Consider the following 21,907-nt stretch of genomic DNA (forward strand, 5'->3'; position numbering starts at 1 on the left):
CAGGGCGCCGCCGGCGGCGACGGGGGCGCCGCCCTCCGCGCGGCGCAGGCCGCCCGCGCCCGCGACCGGGGTGACCGGGACCACGTCGATCTGCTCGAGGGCGATCGTGTCACCCTGGGCGGCCGCCCGCCCGGCACCGCCGAGCGCGGCCGCCGGAACCAGGATCGTGGTGACCAGCAGCCCGCGACGCCACGCCATCGTTCCCTCCGCCCCACGGTCTCTCCCCGGCGCATCGCCGGGGGTGCCTCGGGGTCGGGATAACCAACTTGGCCGTTCCGCGGCAATCCCGACTGACGCCGGCTTGCACAACAGACGGGGATCAAGGCATGGTCGCCGGCAGGCCGGAACCGGCCGTGACTTTTGGGCCACGATCGAAATACCGGAGGCGGCGCGCCTCCGGGATAATGTGGCAATCGTTTTTGCTTGATCGTCCCGGTTTTGATCTTCGACTGGAGCGATCCCGCCCGATCGGCGCGGCGGCCGCCGTCAATCCCCGACGCCGAACAGGCGCTCCAGGAAGTTGCGGTCCTCGCGGCTCGGGCCGGGGCGCGGCTGGGGCGCGGGGCGGGGGGCGGCCTGCGGCTCGTTGAAGAGGCCGCCGATCAGTTCGCCGAGGCCGCCGGGCTCCGGCGCTGCCGAGGCCACCGCGGCGCCGCCGCGCCGCCAGCGCCCGGCCCCCGCCAGGGGGCCCGGCTTGTCGCCGCGCAGGGCCGCGACCATGAACCGGTTCCAGATCTCGACCGGCAGGTTGCCGCCGCTCACCCGCTTGGTCGGCTCGTTGTCGTCGTTGCCGAGCCAGACGCCGGCGACCAGGCTCGTCGAGTAGCCGACGAACCACGCGTCGCGGAAATCCTGGCTGGTGCCGGTCTTGCCGGCGAGGTCGAGGCCCGGGATGTCGCCCTTCCGGGCGGTGCCGCTGACGAAGACCTCGTGCAGCATCGCGTTCATCATGCCGACCGCGTTCGGGTCGATCACGCGGCCGAGGCCGGTGGGGCTGCGCTTGTAGACGACCTTGCCATCCGCGCGCTTCACGCTGGCGATGACGTAGGGAATCACCCCGGTGCCGCCATTGGCGAAGGCCGCGTAGGCGCCGACCAGTTCGAGGGGCGTCACCTCGGAGGTGCCCAGCGCGATCGAGGCATTGGCCTGCAGGGGCGAGGTGATGCCGAGGCGCTGGGCCGTCTGCACCACCGCCTTGGGCCCGACTTCGAGGCCGAGCTTCACCGCCACCGTGTTGAGGGAATGGGCGAGCGCGTCGCGCAGGGTCACCGGCCCGGCGTAGCTGCGGGTGTAGTTCTCGGGGTTCCAGCCCTTGAGGGCGACGGGCGAATCCTCCCGCACCGTGTCGGGGGTGAGGCCGCGCTCCAGCGCCGCGAGGTAGACGAAGGGCTTGAAGGCCGAGCCGGGCTGCCGCTTGGCGGTGGTGGCCCGGTTGAACTGGCTCTGCGCGTAGTCGCGCCCGCCGACCAGGGCGCGGATCGCCCCGTCCGGCTTCATGGCCACCACGGCGCCCTGGGAGACGTTGTAGCGCCCGCCCTTCTGGTTGAGCTCGTCGACCAGGGCCTTCTCGGCCGCGGCCTGGAGCGCCGGATCGACGGTCGTCGAGACGGTGACGTCGCCCTCGATCGTGCCGACGTAGTCGTCGAGCACGTCCATCACGAGGTCCGCGACGTAGTTGGCCGAGCCGCCGCCGGCCGCCCGGCTCGGCTTGGCCGGCCGGTCGAGGGCGAGCTTCACCTCGGCCGGCTTGGCGAAGCCGAGCTCCTGCATGGCGGCCAGCACCTGGGCGGCCCGCGCCTGGGCGGCCGGCAGGTTGCGGTTGGGGGCGAGCCGCGAGGGCGCCTGCACGAGGCCGCCGAGCATGGCGGCCTCGGCCAGGGTCACGTCCTTGGCCGGCTTGGCGAAGTAGCGCTGGGCCGCCGCCTCCACCCCGTAGGCGCCGGCGCCGAAATAGACGCGGTTGAGGTAGAGTTCGAGGATCTCGTCCTTGCTGTAGGTGTGCTCCAGCCACAGGGCCAGGATCGCCTCCTGGATCTTGCGCGAGGCGGTGCGCTCCTGGGTGAGGAAGAGGTTCTTGGCGAGCTGCTGGGTCAGGGTCGAGCCGCCCTGCGCCACGCCGCGCGAGGTCAGGTTGCGCATGAGCGCCCGCAGGATCCCGACCGGGTCGATGCCCATGTGGCCGTAGAAGCGCCGGTCCTCGATCGCCACGAAGGCGCGCGGCAGGTAGGGCGGCAATTCCCGGATGGTGACCGTGCGCCCGCCCGTCTCGCCCCGGTTGGCGAGGAGCGAACCGTCGGACGCCAGGATGGCGATGTTCGGCGGCCGCTTGGGCACCGCGAGCTGGTCGATCGGCGGCAGCTGCGAGGCGTGGTAGGCGACGATCCCGGCGAGCCCCACCACGCCCCAGACCCCGAGGATCAAGAGGCCGTAGACGAGGCGACCGAGGAGGGAGCGCCGCCGCGGCGCGGGGCCGCGCGCGGGCGCCTTGCGGCTTCGTCCGGTTCTCGATCGTGCCACGCTCGCTCCCGCCCGGTCGCTGCGCGTCAGGCGCAGGTCGAGGTCCGCCGGATCCGGGCGCCCTCCGGGCGCGTCGAAGGTCGGCTCGACCCGGCCGCCGCGTCCCTTCGCCATCTGCTCCTGCCCTCGCGATCCCGGACGACCTGTCCCGATCCGGCCTCCAAAGCCGCGGCCCGGAGGCCCGCGCCGTGAGCGGAATCGGTCGTACGGGTCCTGAAGAGACCCTAAATGAGGCGGGTTTAAGGGCCGTTACTCGATTTTTCCTCTTTATTATCCAGTGCCTTATGCGAAATCCCGGGGGGCGCGACCCCATCGCCCGGAACGTCGCCGCGCGATCCCACGTTGCGCCACGCCCCGCGCAACGGAGGGAGATGGGATGCTGCGTCTGCTGGTGGTGGACGGGAACGAGCGCGCCGGTCGCGAGCGGCACGTGGCGCGCTGCGGCAAGACCTCGGCCGAGACCTACGCGGGGGTGCTGCGCGCGCTCGCGGCCGACGTCGCCTGCGACCGCGTCGCCCCGGCGGATGCGGACGGGGACCTGCCCGTCGCGGTGGAGGCCTATGACGGCGTCGTGTTCACCGGCTCGACGCTCCACGTCGCCGAGGGCGGTCCGGCGGTGCGCCGGCAGATCGAGCTGATGCGCGCGGCGCTGGAGGCGGGGGTGCCGGTCTTCGGCTCCTGCTGGGGCGTCCAGGTGGCGGCCGCCGTGGCGGGCGGGGAGGCGGGCCGCAACCCGCGCGGGCCGGAATACGGCTTCGCCCGCAACATCGCGCCGACCGCGGCGGGGCGGGAGCACCCGCTCCTCGCCGGGCGCCCCGCCGCCTACGACGCGCCCGCGATCCACGACGACGCGGTGCTGACCCCCCCGCCCGGCAGCACCGTGCTCGCCGGCAACGGCCGGCTCGACGTCCAGGCGATCGAGGTCCCGTACGGGCCGGGATTGTTCTGGGGCACCCAGTACCACCCGGAACTCGACCTCGACGAGGTCGCGGCCATGCTCTGCCTGTCGGCGGGCGGCGTCGTGGCGGCCGGGCTCTGCCGGGGGGAGGGGGACGTCGCCGCGCAGGCCGAGGCCCTGCGCGCCCTCCACGCCGATCCGCGCGGGCGGCCCGACCTCGCGTGGCGGCTCGGCCTCGGCGAGGAGGTGACCGCGCCCGAGCGCCGCCGCCGGGAGATCCGCAACTTCCTCGACGGGCTGGTGCGGCCCCGGCGCGTCGCGCGGGGCCGTTAAGGACTCCGGCGGCTCGCCTCTGCTATAAGGGCTTCCCACCCCGCCCCGGATCCCACGCGTGCGCTACCCGCCCCACCTCCTGGAAGAGATCCGCGCCCGTCTGCCCGCCTCCGACGTGGTCGGCCGCAAGGTGCGGCTGAAGAAGGCGGGTCGGGAATGGCGCGGGCTGTCGCCCTTCAACGCGGAGAAGACCCCGTCCTTCTACGTGAACGACCAGAAGCAGTTCTTTCACTGCTTCTCGTCGGGCAAGCACGGCGACATCTTCACGTTCCTGCAGGAGACCGAGGGCCTGTCCTTCCCGGAGGCGGTGGAGCGGCTCGCGGCCGAGGCCGGCGTCGCGCTGCCGGCGCCGAGCCGCGAGAGCCGCGACAGCGAGGAGCGCCGCCGCGGCGGCCTCGAGGTGATGGAGCTCGCCGCCGCCTTCTTCGAGGCGCAGCTCGCCGGCCGCGGCGGCGCCCGGGCGCGCGACTACCTCGCCCGGCGGGGCCTGAGCCAGGCGGTGCAGCGGGAGTTCCGCCTCGGCTACGCGCCGGCGGAGCGCTACGCCCTGCGCGACCACCTCGCGGCCCGCGACGTGCCGGCCGAGTTGATGATCGAACTCGGCCTGATCAAGGGGGGCGAGGACGTCGCGGTCCCGTACGACCATTTCCGGGACCGGATCATCTTCCCGATCCGCGACCTGCGCGGGCGGGTGATCGCCTTCGGCGGCCGGGCGCTGGCGCCGGAGGCCAAGCCCAAATACCTCAACTCCCCGGAGACGCCGCTCTTCCACAAGGGCACGGTCCTGTACAACCACCACGCGGCGCGCCGCGCCGCCCACGACACGGGCCGGGTCATCGCCGTCGAGGGCTACGTCGACGTGATCGCCATGACGATGGGCGGCCACCCGGAGACGGTGGCCCCGCTCGGCACCGCCCTCACCGAGGACCAGCTCGGCCTGATGTGGCGCATGGCCGACGAGCCGATCCTGTGCTTCGACGGGGACGGGGCGGGACGGCGCGCCGCCTACCGGGCCCTCGACGTGGCGCTGCCGGGCCTCGCCCCCGGCAAGTCCCTGCGCTTCGCGCTGCTGCCGGAGGGCCAGGACCCGGACGACCTGCTGCGCGCGGGCGGCGCCGTCGCCCTCGACCGGGTGCTGGAGGGCGCCCGCCCCCTCGTCGAGGTGCTGTGGTCGCGCGAGACCGAGATGGCGCCGGTCGACACGCCCGAGCGCCGGGCCGGCCTCGCCCAGCGCCTGCGCGAGCTCGTCGGGCAGATCCGCGACGAGACCCTCCGCCGCTACTACCGCGACGAGATCGAGGCGCGGCTGCGCGCGTTCGGCCCGGCGCCGGCGGGAGGCGGGCGGCGCGACGCCGCCCCGGCCTTCGCCCGCCGGGGGCGGGGCCAGCCCGAGCGGCCCGCCTCGCCCCGGCTGACCGCGCGGGCGAGCCCGCTCCTCGCCCGCTCGTCGCTCTTCGCTGGGGGGACGTCGCCCCGGGAGGCGCTGATCATCGGAGTGCTGGTCGTGCATCCGGAGCTGCTCGCCGGGGAGGCGGAGGACCTCGCCGCCCTCGACCTCGCGAGCGCGGATGCCCGCGACCTGCGCCAGGCCCTGCTCGACCACGCGGCGGAGGGCGGGCCCGGCGACGCGGCCGCACTCAGCACCCGGCTGGAGCGGGCGGGGCTCGCGGCGGCGGCCGGGCGAATCGCCGCGCATGTGCGCCCCGGCGACCGCTGGGCGCTCGACCCGCACGCCGACCCGGTGCGTCTGGAGGACGCGCTTCGGCAGGCCGTGATCTTGCACCGCAGGGCCGGGTCTCTACATAGCGAGCTTCGGGCGGCCGAGCGCGCGCTCGCCGAGGAGGAGACGGAGGCGAACTTCGCGTGGCTTCGCGATGTCAAGGAGCGGCTGGCCGTGGTCGCCGCCGCGGAGGCGGACGTGGCGGAGGCCGCGGAGGTCGCGGCCCTCTGACGCGCGAGGCGTGACTTCGGACCCCGAACCAGGATAGTTAGCAATAAGTCAAGCGTCTCGCTTGCACAATTCGGACGGGATCGAAGGGCGGCAGGGCCGGTGGCTCCGCTGCCCATCTGTACATCACGGTGTCGTCGAGGCGGGCCCCGCCCCGCCGGGGCGGGCCGGCACCGGAACCATAGGCTGATCATGGCGACGAAGGCAACGGAACGAGAAGAGACCGAAGCGGCTCCCGAGCAGCAGACCGACGGACCGCTCCTCGACCTGACGGATGCCTCCGTCAAGCGGATGATCAAGCTGGCCAAGAAGCGCGGCTACGTCACCTACGACGAGCTGAACGAGGTGCTGCCTCAGGAGGAGTTCACCTCCGAGCAGATCGAGGACGTGCTCGGCCAGCTGTCGGAACTCGGCGTGAACGTCGTCGAGGCCGAGGAGGCGGACGACAACCAGGCCGAGGGGGCCGCGGCCGAGGGCGGCGGCGACGACGAGGAGGCCAGCGAGGGGACCGAGGTCGCCGAGGTCGCGCCGAACCGGCCGGCCGTGCTGCGCACCGAGACCACCAAGGAGCCCACCGACCGCACGGACGACCCCGTCCGCATGTACCTGCGCGAGATGGGCTCGGTGGAGCTCCTCTCCCGCGAGGGCGAGATCGCGATCGCCAAGCGCATCGAGGCCGGGCGCGAGGCGATGATCGCGGGCCTGTGCGAGAGCCCGCTGACCTTCCAGGCGATCATCATCTGGCGCGACGAACTCGTCGACGGCCGGGTGCTGCTGCGCGACATCATCGACCTCGAAGCCACCTATGCGGGGCCGGACGGCCGCGCCGGCCCGGCCGAGGGCGAGGTGGAGGCCGAGGGCGACGGGCCGGAGGGCGAGGTTGCCGCGCCGGAGGGCGACGGCGACGAGGACGACCTCGAGAACAACGTCTCGCTCTCGGCCATGGAGGCCGAGCTGAAGCCGCGGGTGCTCGAGACCTTCGACGCGATCGCCGAGAATTACCGCAAGCTGCGCCAGGTGCAGGCCCAGCAGGCCGAGACGCGGCTGCAGGGGGCGGGGGCGAACGAGGGCCAGAGGCGGCAATACGCCGAGCTCAAGAGCCGCATCGTCGCGGACGTGAAGTCGCTCTCCCTCAACGCCAACCGGATCGAGGCGCTGGTCGAGCAGCTCTACGACATCAACAAGCGGCTGATCTCCCAGGAGGGCCGCCTGATGCGGCTCGCCGAGAGCCACGGCGTCGCCCGCGACGAGTTCCTGCGCCACTACCAGGGCCAGGAGCTCGATCCGCACTGGGTCGAGCGGGTGGGCAAGCTCGGCGGCAAGGGCTGGAAGAACTTCACCGAGCGCGGGCAGGACGGGATCAAGACCCTGCGCGAGCAGATCATGTCGCTCGCCTCCGAGACCGGCTTGGAGATCCAGGAATACCGCAAGATCGTCCACATGGTCCAGAAGGGCGAGCGCGAAGCCCGCCAGGCCAAGAAGGAGATGATCGAGGCGAATCTGCGGCTGGTGATCTCGATCGCCAAGAAGTACACGAACCGCGGCCTGCAGTTCCTGGACCTGATCCAGGAGGGCAATATCGGCCTGATGAAGGCGGTGGACAAGTTCGAGTACCGGCGCGGCTACAAGTTCTCAACCTACGCGACGTGGTGGATCCGGCAGGCGATCACGCGCTCGATCGCCGATCAGGCCCGCACGATCCGCATCCCGGTGCACATGATCGAGACGATCAACAAGATCGTGCGGACCTCGCGGCAGATGCTGCACGAGATCGGCCGCGAGCCGACGCCGGAGGAGCTCGCCGAGAAGCTGGCGATGCCGCTGGAGAAGGTCCGCAAGGTCCTCAAGATCGCCAAGGAGCCGATCTCCCTCGAGACGCCGATCGGCGACGAGGAGGATTCGCATCTCGGCGACTTCATCGAGGACAAGAACGTCGTGCTGCCGATCGACGCGGCGATCCAGTCGAACCTGCGCGAGACGACGACGCGGGTGCTGGCCTCGCTGACGCCGCGCGAGGAGCGCGTGCTGCGCATGCGCTTCGGCATCGGCATGAACACCGACCACACCCTGGAGGAGGTCGGCCAGCAATTCTCGGTGACCCGCGAGCGCATCCGCCAGATCGAGGCGAAGGCGCTGCGCAAGCTCAAGCACCCGAGCCGGTCGCGCAAGCTCAGGAGCTTCCTCGACAACTGAGCCCCGGCGGGGCGGCCTTCGGGTCGCCCCGGGCGCGCCCGCGCGGGGCGCGGCCGCTCGCGCGGGCGCCCCCTCGGCAGCTGAGAAGGACCCTCTCGTTCTCGCCGGAGCGGGCGTGCGACGGCGTGGTCTGGCAGTGCATCCCACACAGCCGTGGCGGCCCGCCGCTCGCCGCCGGCCGGCAGCGGGTCGTGCGCGTCCCGGTCCACCTGCGGGCAGGTGACGGCCGCGGCGCCGCCTTCCTTCGGCGGCCCCGTTCCGGACATGCGCCCATCCGGTCCGATCCGCGGCTTCCGAATGATCCGGGGGCGTGGGCACCGGAATCGCGCGCCGCGGCGCGGGGATGTCCGCTTCCGCCCGGACCGGCGCGGGAGCCGGTCGCGCGGCCCCGCGGCGTCGCAAGGGGAGGGGGTGGGGCGGCCCGCGCCGGTCAGCCCGGCAGGGCGACCGCGTCGGCCTCCGGCCATGCGCACTGGGCGGAGAGGCGGGCGGCGAAGACCACGTCGAGGCGCCGCCGCTCGGCCTCGACGGCCGGCCCCCGCGTCGCCACCGGCCGGCAGCGGCCCGGCACGCCCGCCGGCACCAGGTCCGGATCGTGCAGGGCGCTGGCGGAGCCCTCCTCGAACCAGGGCCGGCTGCCGAGGTCGAGGTAGCTCTCCGCGGCCAGCCCCTCGGCCAGCAGCAGGTCGTGCGCGTCCAGTTCCACGTGCCAGTAGGTGACGCGCGCCGCCGGCTCGCGCGCGATGCTGGTGCCGTTGATCAGGCACATCACCGGAACCAGCACGCCGCCCTCGCCGTCCGCCCCGGCGCCGACCAGCACCGGGTGGCCGGGCGAGAGCAGGAGGTCGCGCGCGGGCAGACCCGCCCCGAACGCCCCCGCCCGCACCCGCACCGGATGCTGGTCGGGGGAGAGCGGGCCGGCGAGCTCGCGGTGGCCGATCCAGACGATCGGGCGGGCCCGGCCCGAGGCCGTCACCGCCGCGTCGCCCACCCGGAGATCCTCCACCGCGACCGCTGCCTCGACCCCGTCCCGGACCACGGCGATGCGGGTCCCGGTGGCGAAGCAGACCGGCGGGTCGAAGGTGATGTCCTGGACGTTGGTCAGCCGGTCGATGGCGCCCGTCGCCGTGTTGGTGACGGTGGCGCTGGCGGCGCCGGTCCTGTCGACGCTGTAATTCGCCCTGTCGCCCTTGATGACCACCCTGTTGGTGCCGCCGCCGCCATCGATCGTGTCGCCGTCGGCGTTCAGGATGAAGGTGTCGTCGCCCGCCCCGCCGACGGCCTTGTCGATCCGCGTGTTGTAGGCGATCCCGATATTGTTGACGAGCAGGCCGCTCGCGCTGGCACTGGAGAAGCTGCCGGGATTCAGGTTGATCGTGCTCGGCGTATCGAAGCCGGACAGATCGAGCGTGTTGTTGGTTCCGGAGTTGTAGAGCGTGACGATCGGCACCCTGTTGACGCCGAAATCAAAGAGCAGCCGAGACGCATCCGATATATTGCTGTTGAAACCGTAAACTTGGCCGCCCGAGAAGGTCGAACTCTTGGAAGCGCCGTAGAGGCGCTGGGACGCCAGAATGTCCAGCATCATCGGCGATTGCGCACCGCCTTTGAACTCGGCGCCCTTGTAGTAGCTGGTCCACTGCGTGCCCTGGACAGGGTATTTGTCGAAATACGGCGCAGCCGAATCCTGGGTATCGATGTACGACATGATCGACCAGGATTGCGTGTCGTAGGCGGAGAACTGCCCGGACGCGTCGTAGCTCCCGTTGTAGCGCCCGGCGTGACCGAGGCCGAGCGCGTGGCCCGTCTCGTGGACCACGGTGCCGATCTGGCTGGGCGCACCGATGCTGGAGATCTTGAACGCCGCGTCGTCCGCCGAGACGTTGATCTGGACCGCGCCGCCGCGCGTGTGGGGCGCCATCTGGGTCGGAAGGTCCGTCACGCCCCTGCCGGGCACGCTGTAACCGTTCGACGGAACGAACGTATCTCCGTTGGCCTCGGGCGTGTTGCTGATCTGGATGCTCGCCGCCGCGCTCCAGGCGACCTCCTGGAACTTGATGTCGGCGATGTCCGACCACAGGGTCAGGGCCGCCTTGTAGGCGGCCTGCGGCTCGACCCCGACGCTGGAATCGAAGGCGTAGCTGACCACGCCGCCCGGCGTCCCGGCCTTGCTCGTCGCCGCGATCGGCGAGCCCTTGTCGTCGTTGTACCACTTCGAGATGTAGGCTCTCGGCGGATTGAAATTATATCCTTCGACATTATAGGTGAAATACGTGTTGTTGGCGACGGCGCCGCTTCGGTCGACGCCGGAGATGAAGGTGATTTCGTCTTCTTGCGCCGACGTCAGATCGTCCATCGTCATCTCCCGGTGATGGGCCGGCGCCGGGCCCGCACAGCTGGTCGGGGCAGGCGCGCGGGCCGGTGGCGGCATTGGTGCGGCGGCCCGAGGAGGGGGCCGAGGTCGCGTCGCCGCAGCCCGGTCCGGGGGACCGGGCGGCGCCCTTACGCGCGGGCGGGCCGCCCGGCACGGCGGCCCGCGCCGGTCAGCCCGGCAGGGCGACGGCCCCGGTCTCGGGCCAGGCGCACTGGGCGGAGAGGGAGGCGGCGAAGACCGCGTCGAGGCGCCGCCGCTCGGCCTCGACGGCCGGCCCCCGCGTCGCCACCGGCCGGCAGCGGCCCGGCACGCCCGCCGGCACCAGGTCCGGGTCGTGCAGGGCGCTGGCGGAGCCCTCCTCGAACCAGGGCCGGCTGCCGAGGTCGAGGTAGCTCTCCGCGGCCAGCCCCTCGGCCAGCAGCAGGTCGTGCGCGTCCAGTTCCACGTGCCAGTAGGTGACGCGCGCCGCCGGCTCGCGCGCGATGCTGGTGCCGTTGATCAGGCACATCACCGGAACCAGCACGCCGCCCTCGCCGTCCGCCCCGGCGCCGACCAGCACCGGGTGGCCGGGCGAGAGCAGGAGGTCGCGCGCGGGCAGACCCGCCCCGAACGCCCCCGCCCGCACCCGCACCGGATGCTGGTCGGGGGAGAGCGGGCCGGCGAGCTCGCGGTGGCCGATCCAGACGATCGGGCGGGCCCGGCCCGAGGCCGTCACCGCCGCATCGCCCACCCGGAGATCCTCCACCGCGACCTCGCCGCGCGACGTCAGGATCCGCGTGCCCGCGGCGAAGCACAGGGCCGTGGGCGTCTGCGAGATATCGCCCTTCGAGACCGTCGCACCCTGCTGATAGGCATTATTCGTGAACAGGTAATACGTGAAACCGCCGCGCTTGCTCGGGAGCCTCGCCACGATCCCCGGATTGTTGAGCGTCCTGCCGTAATAGGTTTCGCTCGGCTTGAAGATGGTCCCGTCCGGCGCCACGACCTGGAACTTCTCGTCCGCAACGTCACCGAGCTGCGTCGTGTCGTCCGACGGCGAATCCGCGATATCGCTGATCGTGTAATTGCCAGATTTGAAAATCGACCTGATCACCAAATCATTGCTATCGGCCACAGGGTCGAGATTGACGGCGTATCTGAAAGTCAAGGACGGAGAAGATCCACCGGACATGAGGCACCCCTAAGATCGACGTGGACGAGGGTCGGGACAATCTGCTCGGCCAGCCGAGCCCATCGGAGATCTCCGGATGAGCCTCTGGCCGGTCCGCAGGTGATGACGCGGCCGTCCGGGAGGAACGACCGAACCCGCCCGAGCGGGAGCGGACGTGGTCGACTCGGAGCGATCCGGGGGCGACGGGATGGCCGTCGCGTCCGCGAGGCGTTCCGACGCCCCGCGCCCGCACCCTCGCCGCAGCCGATCCGCCGAAGGTCGGCGGACCCGTTCCAGACATGCGCCCATCCGTTCCGATCCGACGGCTTCCGAACCACCTGTGGGGCGAGAGCGCCGGAATCACACGCCTCGGCCCGAGATTCCGCTTCCGCCCGAACGGCCGCCGGTCGCGCGGGCCGGGACACTCCGGCCCGCGCGGGGCCGAAGGGCGGTGGCGCGGCACGCCTTGCCTTGGCCGTGCGGGCTGCCCATTTCCGCCGGATGCCGCACGTCCTGCCGACCGATCGACCCATCCCAGCGCCCACGGCCGTGGCGGACGGGTCGGAGGCCGGCGGCATCCCGATCGGGCTGTTTCGCGCCTGCGTGGCCCTGCGCGACTGGCTGCTGAGCGAGGGCGCGCGGATGCCGGAATCCGGCGACCTGCTCGCGGGCCTCGCCGAGCGCCTCAACGACCTCGGCCTGCCGGTCGATCGCGCCACCACGGCGATCGACGCGCTCCACTCCGAGTATTCCGGCGTCGGCCGGTTCTGGACCCGCGAGGGCGGCGTCAGCTTCCGCCTGTTCCCGCACGGCGAGGCCACCGACCAGGCGCTCGCCCGCTCACCCTTCGCCCACATCTTCGCCACCCGCGAGTGGCTGCTCCTCGACCTCGACCGCACGCCCGACGACCGCTTCAGCATCATCCCGGAGCTGAAGGCCAGCGGCTACCGCCACTACGTCGCGATCCCGATCTTCTTCACCAACGGCACCAACAACGGCATCACCTTCGCGACGCGCAGCCCGCGCGGCTTCACCGCCGAGAACCTCGCCATCCTGCGCTTCATCGTGCCGACCCTGTCGGCCGTGATGGAGATGCGCGGCCTCAACACCCGGCTCGATCAGGTGCTGCGGATCTACGTCGGGGACGGGCCGCACCAGGCCATCCTGTCGGGCTCGATCCGGCGCGGCCAAGTCGAGCGCATCCGCTCGGCGATCCTGTTCGCCGACATGCGCGGCTACACGCAGCTGAGCGGCACGCTGACGCCCGAGGCCTCGGTCGATCTCCTCAACACCTACTTCGACTGCTTGGTGCCGCCGATCGAGAGCGAGGGCGGCGAGGTGCTGAAATACATGGGGGACGGCCTGCTGGCGATCTTCCGCGAAACCGGCGACGGGCTGGGCGGGGCGGCCCAGAGCGCGCTCACCGCGGCCCAGACGGCGCTGCGCCGCCTCGACGAGGCGAATGCGGCCGGGCGCTTCCCGGCCCGGATCGCGGCCGGCATCGCGCTCCATCACGGCGAGGCCGCCTACGGCAATGTCGGCTCGGGCGCGCGCCTCGACTTCACGGTGATCGGGCGCGACGTCAACCTCGCCAGCCGCCTCGCCAAGCTCAACAAGCTCCTGGGCGAGCCGCTGCTGATGTCGAAGCCCTTCGTGGACTTCCTGTGGGGCGACCCCGAGCCGGTGGGCTGCCATCCCCTCGACGGCTTCGCGGAGAAGATCGCCCTCTACCGGCCCGCCCGGAGCGGTTGACGGGGCGCCGTCCCTCGCCCACATTCCGTCCGTTCCAGGGAGATCCCCGACAAGGGGCTGAGACACCGATGGACCGGCCGCGGCCGGTCAGCGCGGAAATCCTTCGAACCTGATCCGGCTCATACCGGCGTAGGGATTGGACGGGGTCCGCGGACCCGGGCGCTTCAACACGTTTCGTGGCGCAACTCCAATCTCGACGGGCCACCGTGGAGACGAGGGTTGCTGATGTCTTCTCCATCCCCGATCGGGCGCCGCCGCGCCGCCCCGGGCGGGCCCGAAGGCGGGCCCGCAGCCGATCCCGCCAATGACCGCCTGCCCGAGCGCGCCGACGTGGCGGTGGTGGGCGGCGGGCTGATCGGCCTGGCGATCGGCTGGCGGCTGGCCGAGGCCGGCCTCGCGGTCGCGGTGCTGGAGCGGGGCAGGGCGGGCGACGGGGCGAGCCTCGCGGCCACCGGCATGCTGGCCGCGGCGGCCGAGCACGAGCCGGGCGGCGACGCGCTGCTGCCGCTGGCGCTGGAGAGCCAGCGCCTCTGGCACCCGTTCCGCGACGCGCTCGAGGCCGCCTCCGGCCTCGCCGTCGATTACCGGAGCGAGGGCACCCTGGTGATCGCCCTCGGGCGCGACGAGGTCGAGCGCCTGCGCTTCCGCCACGACCTGCAGCGCCGGGCGGGGCTCGACGTCGCGTGGCTGTCCGGTCCCGAGGTGCGCGCGCGCGAGCCCTCCCTGCGCCCGACCGTCACCGCCGGCCTGTTCTGTCCCGCCGACCACCAGGTCGACCCGGTCCGCACCGTGGCGGCCCTGCGGCGCGCCCTGCGCGGGGCGGGCGGGCGGCTCGTCGAGGGTTGCCCGGTCCTGTCCCTCGAGCGCGAGGGCGGGCGCGTCACCGGCGTGATCACCGCCGGCGGCTCCCTGCGGGCCGGCACCGTGGTGCTCGCCTCCGGCGCCTGGGCGGGCGAGGGGAGCCTCGTGCCCGACCTCGCCCTGCCGGTGCGGCCGCTCCGGGGCCAGTCCCTCGCCCTCCGGGTCGGCCCGCGCAGCGGCCGGCTCGACCACGTGGTCTGGACCGAGCAGGTCCACATGGCGCCGAAGGGCGACGGCCAGCTGATCGTCGGCGCCACCGTGGAGGAGATCGGCTTCGACGCGAGCCTCACCGCGGGCGGCCTCTACGCCCTGCTGGAGGGGGCGCGGCGGGCCTTCCCGGGCATCGAGGAGATGCAGGTGGAGAACGTGTGGTCCGGATTCCGCCCGACCTCGGACGACGACGCGCCGATCCTCGGCGAGGCGCGGCCCGGCCTCGTCCTCGCGGTCGGCCACCACCGCAACGGCGTCCTGCTGGCGCCGGTCACCGCCTCGGCCATCGCCGGCCTGATCGGCGGCGGCGCGCTGCCGCCCGTCGCCGCCCCCTTCGGCCCCGCCCGCTTCGCGCCCCGGACGGCGCGCCTCCAGAGGCTGCCATGAAGCTCACCGTGAACGGCGAGGCCCGCGAGAGCGAGGCCGCCACCCTCGACGCGCTCTGGCGCGACGAGACCGCCGCGCTCGACCTCGCCGGCCCGCAGGGCTTCGCCATCGCCCTCAACGGGGCGGTGGTGCGCCGGCCGGACTGGGCCGCGACGGCGCTCCGCGAGGGCGACCGCGTCGAGATCGTGCGGGCCATGCAGGGCGGCTAGCGCCGCTGCAGGGCGGCTAGCGCCGCCGCAGGGCGGCTGATGCCGCCGGCCCGCGCCCGGGCTCGGCCCGGGGGAGAGGCGCGCTCCGAGCCGCGCCGCGTCACAGGAGTCCCGCATGACCACACCCACCCCCCTCGCCCCGGACGGCGACGATCCGCTGGTGATCGCCGGCACCCCCCTGCGCTCGCGCCTCCTGATCGGCACGGCCGGCTACCCGACCCAGGCGATCATGGCCGAGGCGGTGCGCGCGAGCGGCGCCGAGATCGTCACGGTGTCGATCCGCCGCGTCTCCCTGCGCGGCCACGGCTCGGACACCGTCTCGCTTCTCGCGAGCCACCGCTTCCTGCCGAACACCGCCGGCTGCGAGACCGCCCGCGACGCCGTGATGACCGCCGAACTCGCCCGCGAGGCCCTCGGCACGGCCTGGATCAAGGTCGAGGTGATCGGCGACCGCGAGACGCTCTACCCGGACGTCGCCGAGACCCTCGAGGCCACGCGCCAGCTCGTCGATGCCGGCTTCGTGGTGCTGCCCTACTGCAACGACGACCCGGTGGTGTGCGCCCGGCTCGCCGATCTCGGGGCCGCGGCCGTGATGCCGATGGGCTCGCTGATCGGCTCGGGGATGGGCGTCGCCAACCCGGCCAACCTGGAGTTGATCTGCCGCCGCTCGCCGGTCCCGGTGATCGTCGATGCGGGGATCGGCACGGCCTCGGACGCGGTGATCGCGATGGAACTCGGCGCCGCGGCGGTGCTCCTCAACACGGCGGTCGCGAAGGCGGACGACCCGGTGCGGATGGCCCGGGCCATGCGCCACGCGGTCGAGGCGGGGCGCCTCGCGCACGGGGCCGGCCGGATCCCGCGCCGGGCGCGGGCCGAACCGTCGAGCCCGCAGCTCGGCCTCGTCGGCTCGTGAGGCCGCTGCCCGCCCGGCTCCTCGTCGTCAGCGACCGGCACGGCTCGGACCGGCCCCTCGTCGCGCGGGTCGCGGCGGCGCTGGCGGCGGGCGCCCGCTGGATCTGGCTGCGCGACCGCGACCTGCCGGAGGCGGAGCGCGCGGCGCTCGCGGGCGAGTTCGCCCGGCTGGTCGGCGAGGCCGGCGGGACGCTCACGATCGGGCGCGATGCCGGGCTCGCGGCGCGGGTCGGGGCGGGGGGCGTGCAGGCCGGGGACGCGGCGGCCGCCGCGGCGGCCCGGGCGCGGCTCGGCCCGGGGGCCCTGGTCGGGGTCTCGGCCCACTCCCTCGCCGAGGTGCGGGCGGCGCGCGAAGCGGGCGCCGACTACGTCACGCTGAGCCCGATCTTCGCCACGGCGAGCAAGCCCGGCTACGGCCCGGCCCTCGGGCCGGCAGCCCTCGCGCCGGCGGCGGAACTCGGCCTGCCGGTGGTCGCGCTCGGCGGGATCACCCCGGAGACCGCCGCCTCCTGCCTGGAGGCGGGCGCCGCCGGCATCGCCGTGATGGGCGGGGTGATGCGGGCGCGGGATCCCGGCGCGGCGGTCGGCGCGCTGCTGGGGGCGCTCGCGATCGGGCGCGGGCCCGCACCGACGCGGCGGTGAGTCGGGCGCGCGCGCCCTCAGCCCTCGGCGGCCGGTCCGTAGGGCGGGCGGGGAATCGCCCGGTGCGCCGCCCGCAGGGCCGCCGACCAGCGCTCGCGCAGGTCGTGGAAATACGGCTCGCCCGCCTCGATCCGGTGCACCACCTCCATCCGGACGGTGTTGCGGCGGATCACCACGAAGTCGATCGGCAGCCCGACGCCGAGATTCGACCGCATGGTCGAATCCATCGAGATCAGCCCGACCTTCAGCGCGTCGTAGAGGTCGGTCCGGTAGGTCACCGCCCGGTCGAGGATCGGCTTCCCGTACTTGTGCTCGCCGATCTGCAGGAAGGGCGCGTCCTGGCTGCAGGACATGAAGTTGCCGGCCGAGTAGATCATGTAGAGCCGCATCGGCCCGTCGCCGATCTGGCCGCCGAACAGGAACGACACCTCGAAACGCAGCTGCGCCGCCTCGAAGCCCTCGCGCTCGATCGCCCGCACCCGCCGGATCGCCCGGCCGATCAGCTGGGCGGCCTGGAACATCGTCGGGGCGTCCATGATGGTCTCGACGGCGCCGGTCTCGGGATTGGCGACGCCCTCGGTGAGCAGCGCCACCACCGATTGGGTCACCGACAGGTTCCCCGCCGAGGCGAGCGCCAGCACGCGCTCGCCCGGCACCTCGAACAGGTGCAGCTTGCGGAAGGTCGAGATGTCGTCGAGACCCGCATTGGTGCGGGTGTCGGCGATCATGACGAGACCCTCCTCGACCAGGATCCCGACGCAGTAGGTCATGGCTCAGCGCTCCCCCGGCCGCCGCCGGCGCAAGTCCGCCGCAACCCTCTCAGAGCCGCCGGACCGGGTCCAGAGATGAAACGCGGCTCAGCAGCCGCCGAGGAACCGCCGCGCCCGGTCGAGCCAGCGCCGCCCCGACGTCTCCACGGAATCCGCGACGAGGGCGCCGGCGATCACCGAGGCCGTCATGGCGAGGAGGTGCGCGAGCGGGAGATCGAACGGGATGGCCATGGTCGGGATCGTCTGAGCGCGTGGGGCCGGGCGGTCGCGGCGCGCCCGCGCGGGCGCTCCGTGGCCGGAGGCGTCGCCCACCGTTAAGGCGCCGCGTCCCCGAGGCAAGGTGGCAGCCGGGTGCGGCGGCGGATTCGCCCGCGCCGTCGCAATTGCGCCACGGGCGGGGTCAGGACTGCGATTGCGCCTATGCCTGGGCCTATGCTTGTGCCTGGGCCTGGGCCTGGGCGCGCACGTCGTCGACCAGCACCCGCACGGTCATGGTCTCGGTGCCGCCGCCCAGGCGGCTGCCGCGCACCGGGGCGGCGTCGAGGTAGTCGAGCCCCACCGCCACCCGCAGATGCGCCTCCGTGGCGGAGATGCCGAAGCAGGGGTCGAACCCGACCCAGCCGAGATCCGGGACCAGCGCCTCGGCCCAGGCATGGCCCGCCTCCTGGGCCGGCGTCCCGGCCCGGTAATAGTAGCCCGAGACGTAGCGCACCGGGATCTCCAGGTGGCGCGCCGCCGCGATGAAGATGTGGGCGAGATCCTGGCCCACGCCCTTGCGCAGGCCGAAGGCCTCCGCGGCCGTGCTGCTCGAGTGGGTCGGGCCGCCCGGGGCGTAGGCCACCTCCTGGTGGACGGCGTCCACCAGGGCGTGAAGGCGGCCGAGCGGCTCGGTGGCGCCCGCGGTGACGTCGTCGGCGAATTCCCGAATCGCCGCGTCCGCGGCGGCGAAGCGCGATTCGCGCAGGTAGAACAGGTCGGGCAGGCGCTCGACCGCGCCCCGCACCACCCCGTGCGTCTCGCTGGTCTCGACCTCGCCGGTGACCCGCACCACCAGCGCCTCCTCGGGCCCGTCGGCGCTGTAGACGTGGACGATGTTGCCGAACCCGTCCTCGCGGCGGCTCAGGCGCCCGTCCGCGGTCGGCTCGATGCGCCAGAGGCGCACGTGCTGGCCGTCGTGGTCGCGCGGGGTGAGGCGCAGGATCTGGATCAGGCCGCGGGCCGGGGAGTCGTACTCGTAGGCCGTCTCGTGAACGACGCGGATGCGCATGGGAACCTGTGGCTGGGGCGAAGCCGGGAAGGGGCCGGGCGGGGCAACCGCCCGGATCGCCATCACACGAGGTACTGCTCCGTGATGGCTGCGCCGAGGCGGTTATTGTCCTGGATGAAGCCCTGGATGAACTCGTGCAATCCCCCGGCGAAGATGCTCTCCACGGAGGCGCTGTCCAGGCGGGCCAGCATGTTGCTGGAGAGGCGCTGGGTCGGGCCGCGCCGGCCGTAGGCGTCCGCGATCAGGTCGAGGTGGCGCACCAGCATCTCGTAGCAATTGGCCAGGGAGCGCGGCATCTGCCGGTTCAGGATGAGCAGGTCCGCCACCAGCCAGGGCTTGATGCTCTCCCGGTAGACCCAGTGATAGGCGGTGAGCGCCGAGACCTCGCGCAGGATCGTGGTCCACTGGAAGTAGTCGAGGCTGCCGCCGACCCGCTCAGTCTCGGGCAGGAGCACGTGGTACTTCACGTCGAGGATGCGGGCGGTGTTGTCCGCGCGCTCGATGGCCACGCCGAGCCTCGTGAACCAGTAGGCATCGTTGCGCAGCATGGTGCGGTAGGCCGAGCCGTCGAAGGCGAGGGACACGCCCTTCACCCAGTCGAGGAAGCGGGCGAATTCCTCGCGGCTGAGGTCGCGCCCCTCGTAGGAGCGCAGCGTCAGCCACGCCTCGTTGATCGATTCCCACATCTCGACCGTCAGCGCCGTGCGGACGCTGCGGGCGTTCTCGCGGGCGGTCTGCAGGCAGGAGCGGATCGAGGACGGGTTGTGCGGGCTGAAGGCGAGAAAGTCCCGCACCGTGTGCTCGTTCACGCTGTCGTAGAGCGGCTTGAACACCTCGGCGCTGCCCGCCGAGGCCAGGGCCGAGGCCCATTCGTTGCTCTCGCCGCCGCCGTAGCTCGCCGGCAGCGCGGTGAGACGGAGGGCGGCGTCGAGGATGCGGGCGATGAAATCCGCCCGCTCGCTGTAGCGGGAGAGCCAGTAGAGGTTGTCGGCGGTGCGGGAGAGCATGGGGCGCGCTTCGGGAGAGGATGGGCGGGGGACCGGGGCGGGGCGCGCCGTCACGCGTCGAGGACCCAGGTGTCCTTGGTGCCCCCGCCCTGGCTCGAATTCACCACCAGCGATCCCTCCTTGAGCGCGACCCGGGTGAGGCCGCCCGGCACGATCCGGATCTCGTCGGCCCCCGTCAGCACGAAGGGCCGCAGGTCGACGTGGCGGGGGGCGACCCCGGAGGCCACGAAAGTCGGGCAGGTGGAGAGGGCGAGCGTCGGCTGGGCGATGAAGCCGTCCGGCGCGTGGCGCAGCTTGCGGGAGAACTCCTCGATCTCGCGCTTCGTCGCGTGCGGCCCCACCAGCATGCCGTACCCGCCCGAGCCGTTGACCTCCTTGACAACGAGGTCGCCGAGATTGGCCAGCACGTGGGCGAGGGCGTCCTTCTCGCGGCAGCGCCAGGTCGGCACGTTGTGCAGGATCGGATCCTCGCCGGTGAAGAAGCGCACGATCTCCGGCATGTAGCTGTAGACCGCCTTGTCGTCCGCGATGCCGGTGCCGACCGCGTTGGCGAGCGTCACGCTGCCGCTCTGGTAGGCGCTCATCAGCCCGGGCACGCCCAGCACCGAATCGGGCCGGAACACCAGCGGGTCGAGGAAGTCGTCGTCGATGCGCCGGTAGATCACGTCGACGCGCCGCGGCCCCTCGGTGGTCCGCATGTAGACCACGTCGTCCCTGGTGAAGAGGTCGGAGGCCTCGACCAGTTCCACCCCGAGCTTGTCGGCCAGGAAGGAGTGCTCGTAGAAGGCCGAGTTGAAGCGGCCGGGCGTGAGCAGCACGACCGTCGGGTCGCGGGCGGCGCTCTTGGGGGCGAGGCTGCGCAAGGTGGCGAGCAGCGCGTCCGGATAGGCCTCGACCGGCGAGACCCGGTGCTTCGAGAACAGTTCGGGGAAGAGGCGCAGCATCACCTCCCGGTTCTCCAGCATGTAGGAGACGCCGGACGGGGTGCGGGCGTTGTCCTCCAGCACGTAGAACTGGTCCTCGCCGGTGCGCACGATGTCGATGCCGGCGATGTGGACGTACTTGCCGTGCGGCACCTCGAAATCCCGCATCTCCAGCCGGTAATGCGGGTTGCGGTAGACGAGATCCCCGGGGATGATTCCGGCCTTGATGCATTCCTGCGGCCCGTAGATGTCGGCCAGGAAGGCGTTCAGCGCCGTCACGCGCTGCTTCAGTCCGCGCTCCAGGAAGCCCCATTCGGGCTTGGTGAGCACCCGCGGAATGATGTCGAACGGGATCAATCGCTCGGTCGATTCATTGTCCCCGTAAACCGCGAAGGTGATGCCGATGCGCCGGAAGAACAGCTCGGCCTGGCTGCGGCGCGTGTTGAAGTGCTCGGGCGGCGTCGAGTCGAGCCAAGTCTTCAGGGCCGCGTAGGCGCCGCGGACTGAGGATTGGTCGCGTCCGCTCCCGGGGATTCCGTTCATCTCGTCGAACGCGCTGAGCGGCATGGGCGTCCCTCTGGTTGGCCCGGAAGCTAGACGCAAGACGGGGGCCAAGGCAAAGGAAATGCGCCGTTGGGGCATGGGGTTCGCGGGGATCGGGGTTGGCGGGGCCGAATCTTGCGATCAAATGCGAGCCGCCCCCTGCCCAATCCATGGGCAGGTCCGGTCATAGGCAAGTCCGGCCCTGGGCAAGTCCGGCCCTAGGCAAGTCCGGCGCCGCGCCGGGTCGGGACCGGCCGGGCCGCGCCGTCAGATCAGCTTGAGACCCTTGAAGCTCGCGTGGCCGTCCCGCCCGACGATGATGTGGTCGTGCACGACGATGCCGAGGGGTTCGGCGGCCCCCACGATGTCCCGGGTCATGCGGATGTCCGCCTGCGACGGGCTCGGGTCGCCCGAGGGGTGGTTGTGCACCAGGATGAGGGCGGTGGCGGAGAGTTCGAGGGCGCGGCGGACCACCTCGCGGGGATAGACCGGGGTGTGGTCGACGGTGCCGCGCCCCTGCACCTCGTCGGCGATCAGGCGGTTGCGCTTGTCGAGGAAGAGGATGCGGAACTCCTCGCGCGGCGCGAAGGCCATGGCGGCCCGGCAATAGTCGAGGACCGCGCTCCAGGAGGAGAGGAGCGGGCGGTCGGCGACGGCGCCGCGGGCGAGCCGCCGTCCCGCCGCCTCCAGGATCTTGAGATCGGCCACGACCGCGGGCCCGATGCCGTCGATCTCGGCGAGGCGCTCGGCCGGGGCGGTGATCACCTCGGCGAAGCTGCCGAAGCGGGCGATCAGCGCCTTGGCGATCGGCTTGACGTCGCGGCGCGGGATCGAGCGGAACAGGACGAGTTCGAGGAACTCGTAGTCGGGCAGCGTGTCGCCCTGCGCGAAGCGCGCCCGCAGCCGCTCGCGGTGCCCGTGGTAGTGGGGCGCCTCGCCGGGAGCCTCTGCCAGGCCCCCGGGCCGCTCCGGCGGCCTGCCTGGCCGCTCCGGCGGCCTGCCGCGGCGCAT

Annotated in this window: 18 protein-coding genes and 1 riboswitch; of the genes, 8 read left to right on the forward strand and 10 right to left on the reverse strand. The window is 72.6% G+C overall.

Going from position 1 to position 21,907, the window contains the following annotated elements; genetic code table 11:
• Positions 1 to 198: hypothetical protein (locus MET2598_RS42395; protein WP_036270578.1), on the reverse strand; the 198-nt coding region annotated here is incomplete at its 3' end.
• A gap of 288 nt (positions 199 to 486) precedes the next feature.
• On the reverse strand, positions 487 to 2,631 hold the full coding sequence (locus tag MET2598_RS0128200; RefSeq protein ID WP_018263143.1) for a transglycosylase domain-containing protein: 2,145 nt from the start codon (positions 2,629 to 2,631) through the stop codon (positions 487 to 489).
• A gap of 262 nt (positions 2,632 to 2,893) precedes the next feature.
• Between MET2598_RS0128200 and MET2598_RS0128205 the strand changes: the two genes are divergently transcribed.
• The 3 genes from MET2598_RS0128205 to rpoD all read left to right on the forward strand — a co-directional run bounded on the left by MET2598_RS0128205 (position 2,894) and on the right by rpoD (position 7,889).
• On the forward strand, positions 2,894 to 3,748 hold the full coding sequence (locus tag MET2598_RS0128205) for a type 1 glutamine amidotransferase (protein WP_012336396.1): 855 nt from the start codon (positions 2,894 to 2,896) through the stop codon (positions 3,746 to 3,748).
• Between the two features lie 58 nt (positions 3,749 to 3,806).
• Entirely contained in the window at positions 3,807 to 5,699 is a 1,893-nt protein-coding gene (gene dnaG, locus MET2598_RS0128210) for a DNA primase (RefSeq protein WP_018263144.1), read from the forward strand.
• Between the two features lie 189 nt (positions 5,700 to 5,888).
• Positions 5,889 to 7,889 (forward strand): RNA polymerase sigma factor RpoD, encoded by a 2,001-nt coding sequence (gene rpoD, locus MET2598_RS0128215; RefSeq protein WP_018263145.1) that lies wholly within the window; start codon positions 5,889 to 5,891, stop codon positions 7,887 to 7,889.
• 430 nt (positions 7,890 to 8,319) lie between these two features.
• Here rpoD and MET2598_RS43915 read toward each other — a convergent pair whose 3' ends face one another.
• The gene (locus tag MET2598_RS43915; protein ID WP_018263146.1) at positions 8,320 to 10,245 is read right to left on the reverse strand and encodes a Hint domain-containing protein; all 1,926 of its coding nucleotides are present in this window, start codon (positions 10,243 to 10,245) and stop codon (positions 8,320 to 8,322) included.
• 187 nt (positions 10,246 to 10,432) lie between these two features.
• Entirely contained in the window at positions 10,433 to 11,359 is a 927-nt protein-coding gene (locus MET2598_RS0128225; protein WP_018263147.1) for a Hint domain-containing protein, read from the reverse strand.
• Positions 11,360 to 11,914: 555 nt separating this feature from the next.
• Here MET2598_RS0128225 and MET2598_RS0128230 point away from each other — a divergent pair.
• From MET2598_RS0128230 to MET2598_RS0128250, 5 genes are all read left to right on the forward strand, one after another.
• Positions 11,915 to 13,165 carry an adenylate/guanylate cyclase domain-containing protein gene (locus tag MET2598_RS0128230; protein ID WP_012336391.1) on the forward strand — a complete coding sequence of 417 codons (1,251 nt, stop codon included), beginning with the start codon at positions 11,915 to 11,917 and terminating at the stop codon, positions 13,163 to 13,165.
• Positions 13,166 to 13,192: 27 nt separating this feature from the next.
• A riboswitch (TPP riboswitch) is annotated at positions 13,193 to 13,319 on the forward strand.
• 71 nt (positions 13,320 to 13,390) lie between these two features.
• On the forward strand, positions 13,391 to 14,623 hold the full coding sequence (thiO, locus tag MET2598_RS0128235) for a glycine oxidase ThiO (protein WP_012336390.1): 1,233 nt from the start codon (positions 13,391 to 13,393) through the stop codon (positions 14,621 to 14,623).
• Entirely contained in the window at positions 14,620 to 14,832 is a 213-nt protein-coding gene (thiS, locus tag MET2598_RS0128240) for a sulfur carrier protein ThiS (protein ID WP_018263149.1), read from the forward strand. The genes thiO and thiS overlap by 4 nt, the downstream gene beginning before the upstream one ends.
• A 115-nt stretch (positions 14,833 to 14,947) precedes the next feature.
• A complete protein-coding gene (locus tag MET2598_RS0128245; RefSeq protein WP_018263150.1) occupies positions 14,948 to 15,745 on the forward strand; it encodes a thiazole synthase in 798 nt (265 codons plus the stop codon).
• The gene (locus tag MET2598_RS0128250) at positions 15,742 to 16,386 is read left to right on the forward strand and encodes a thiamine phosphate synthase (RefSeq protein WP_018263151.1); all 645 of its coding nucleotides are present in this window, start codon (positions 15,742 to 15,744) and stop codon (positions 16,384 to 16,386) included. The genes MET2598_RS0128245 and MET2598_RS0128250 overlap by 4 nt, the downstream gene beginning before the upstream one ends.
• 17 nt (positions 16,387 to 16,403) lie before the next feature.
• Here MET2598_RS0128250 and MET2598_RS0128255 read toward each other — a convergent pair whose 3' ends face one another.
• From MET2598_RS0128255 to radC, 6 genes are all read right to left on the reverse strand, one after another.
• Entirely contained in the window at positions 16,404 to 17,156 is a 753-nt protein-coding gene (locus MET2598_RS0128255) for a peptidase (RefSeq protein WP_012336386.1), read from the reverse strand.
• Between the two features lie 87 nt (positions 17,157 to 17,243).
• Positions 17,244 to 17,387, reverse strand: a complete 144-nt coding sequence (locus tag MET2598_RS42400) for a hypothetical protein (RefSeq protein ID WP_012336385.1) — start codon at positions 17,385 to 17,387, stop codon at positions 17,244 to 17,246.
• Between the two features lie 199 nt (positions 17,388 to 17,586).
• Entirely contained in the window at positions 17,587 to 18,423 is an 837-nt protein-coding gene (locus MET2598_RS0128265; protein WP_026190988.1) for a transglutaminase family protein, read from the reverse strand.
• Between the two features lie 62 nt (positions 18,424 to 18,485).
• On the reverse strand, positions 18,486 to 19,430 hold the full coding sequence (locus MET2598_RS0128270) for an alpha-E domain-containing protein (protein ID WP_018263153.1): 945 nt from the start codon (positions 19,428 to 19,430) through the stop codon (positions 18,486 to 18,488).
• A 50-nt stretch (positions 19,431 to 19,480) separates the two neighbouring features.
• A complete protein-coding gene (locus MET2598_RS0128275) occupies positions 19,481 to 20,920 on the reverse strand; it encodes a circularly permuted type 2 ATP-grasp protein (RefSeq protein ID WP_012336382.1) in 1,440 nt (479 codons plus the stop codon).
• A gap of 243 nt (positions 20,921 to 21,163) precedes the next feature.
• A complete protein-coding gene (gene radC / locus MET2598_RS0128280; RefSeq protein WP_012336381.1) occupies positions 21,164 to 21,907 on the reverse strand; it encodes a RadC family protein in 744 nt (247 codons plus the stop codon).

It is taken from the genome of Methylobacterium sp. WSM2598, assembly GCF_000379105.1.
Taxonomy (GTDB): Bacteria; Pseudomonadota; Alphaproteobacteria; order Rhizobiales; family Beijerinckiaceae; genus Methylobacterium.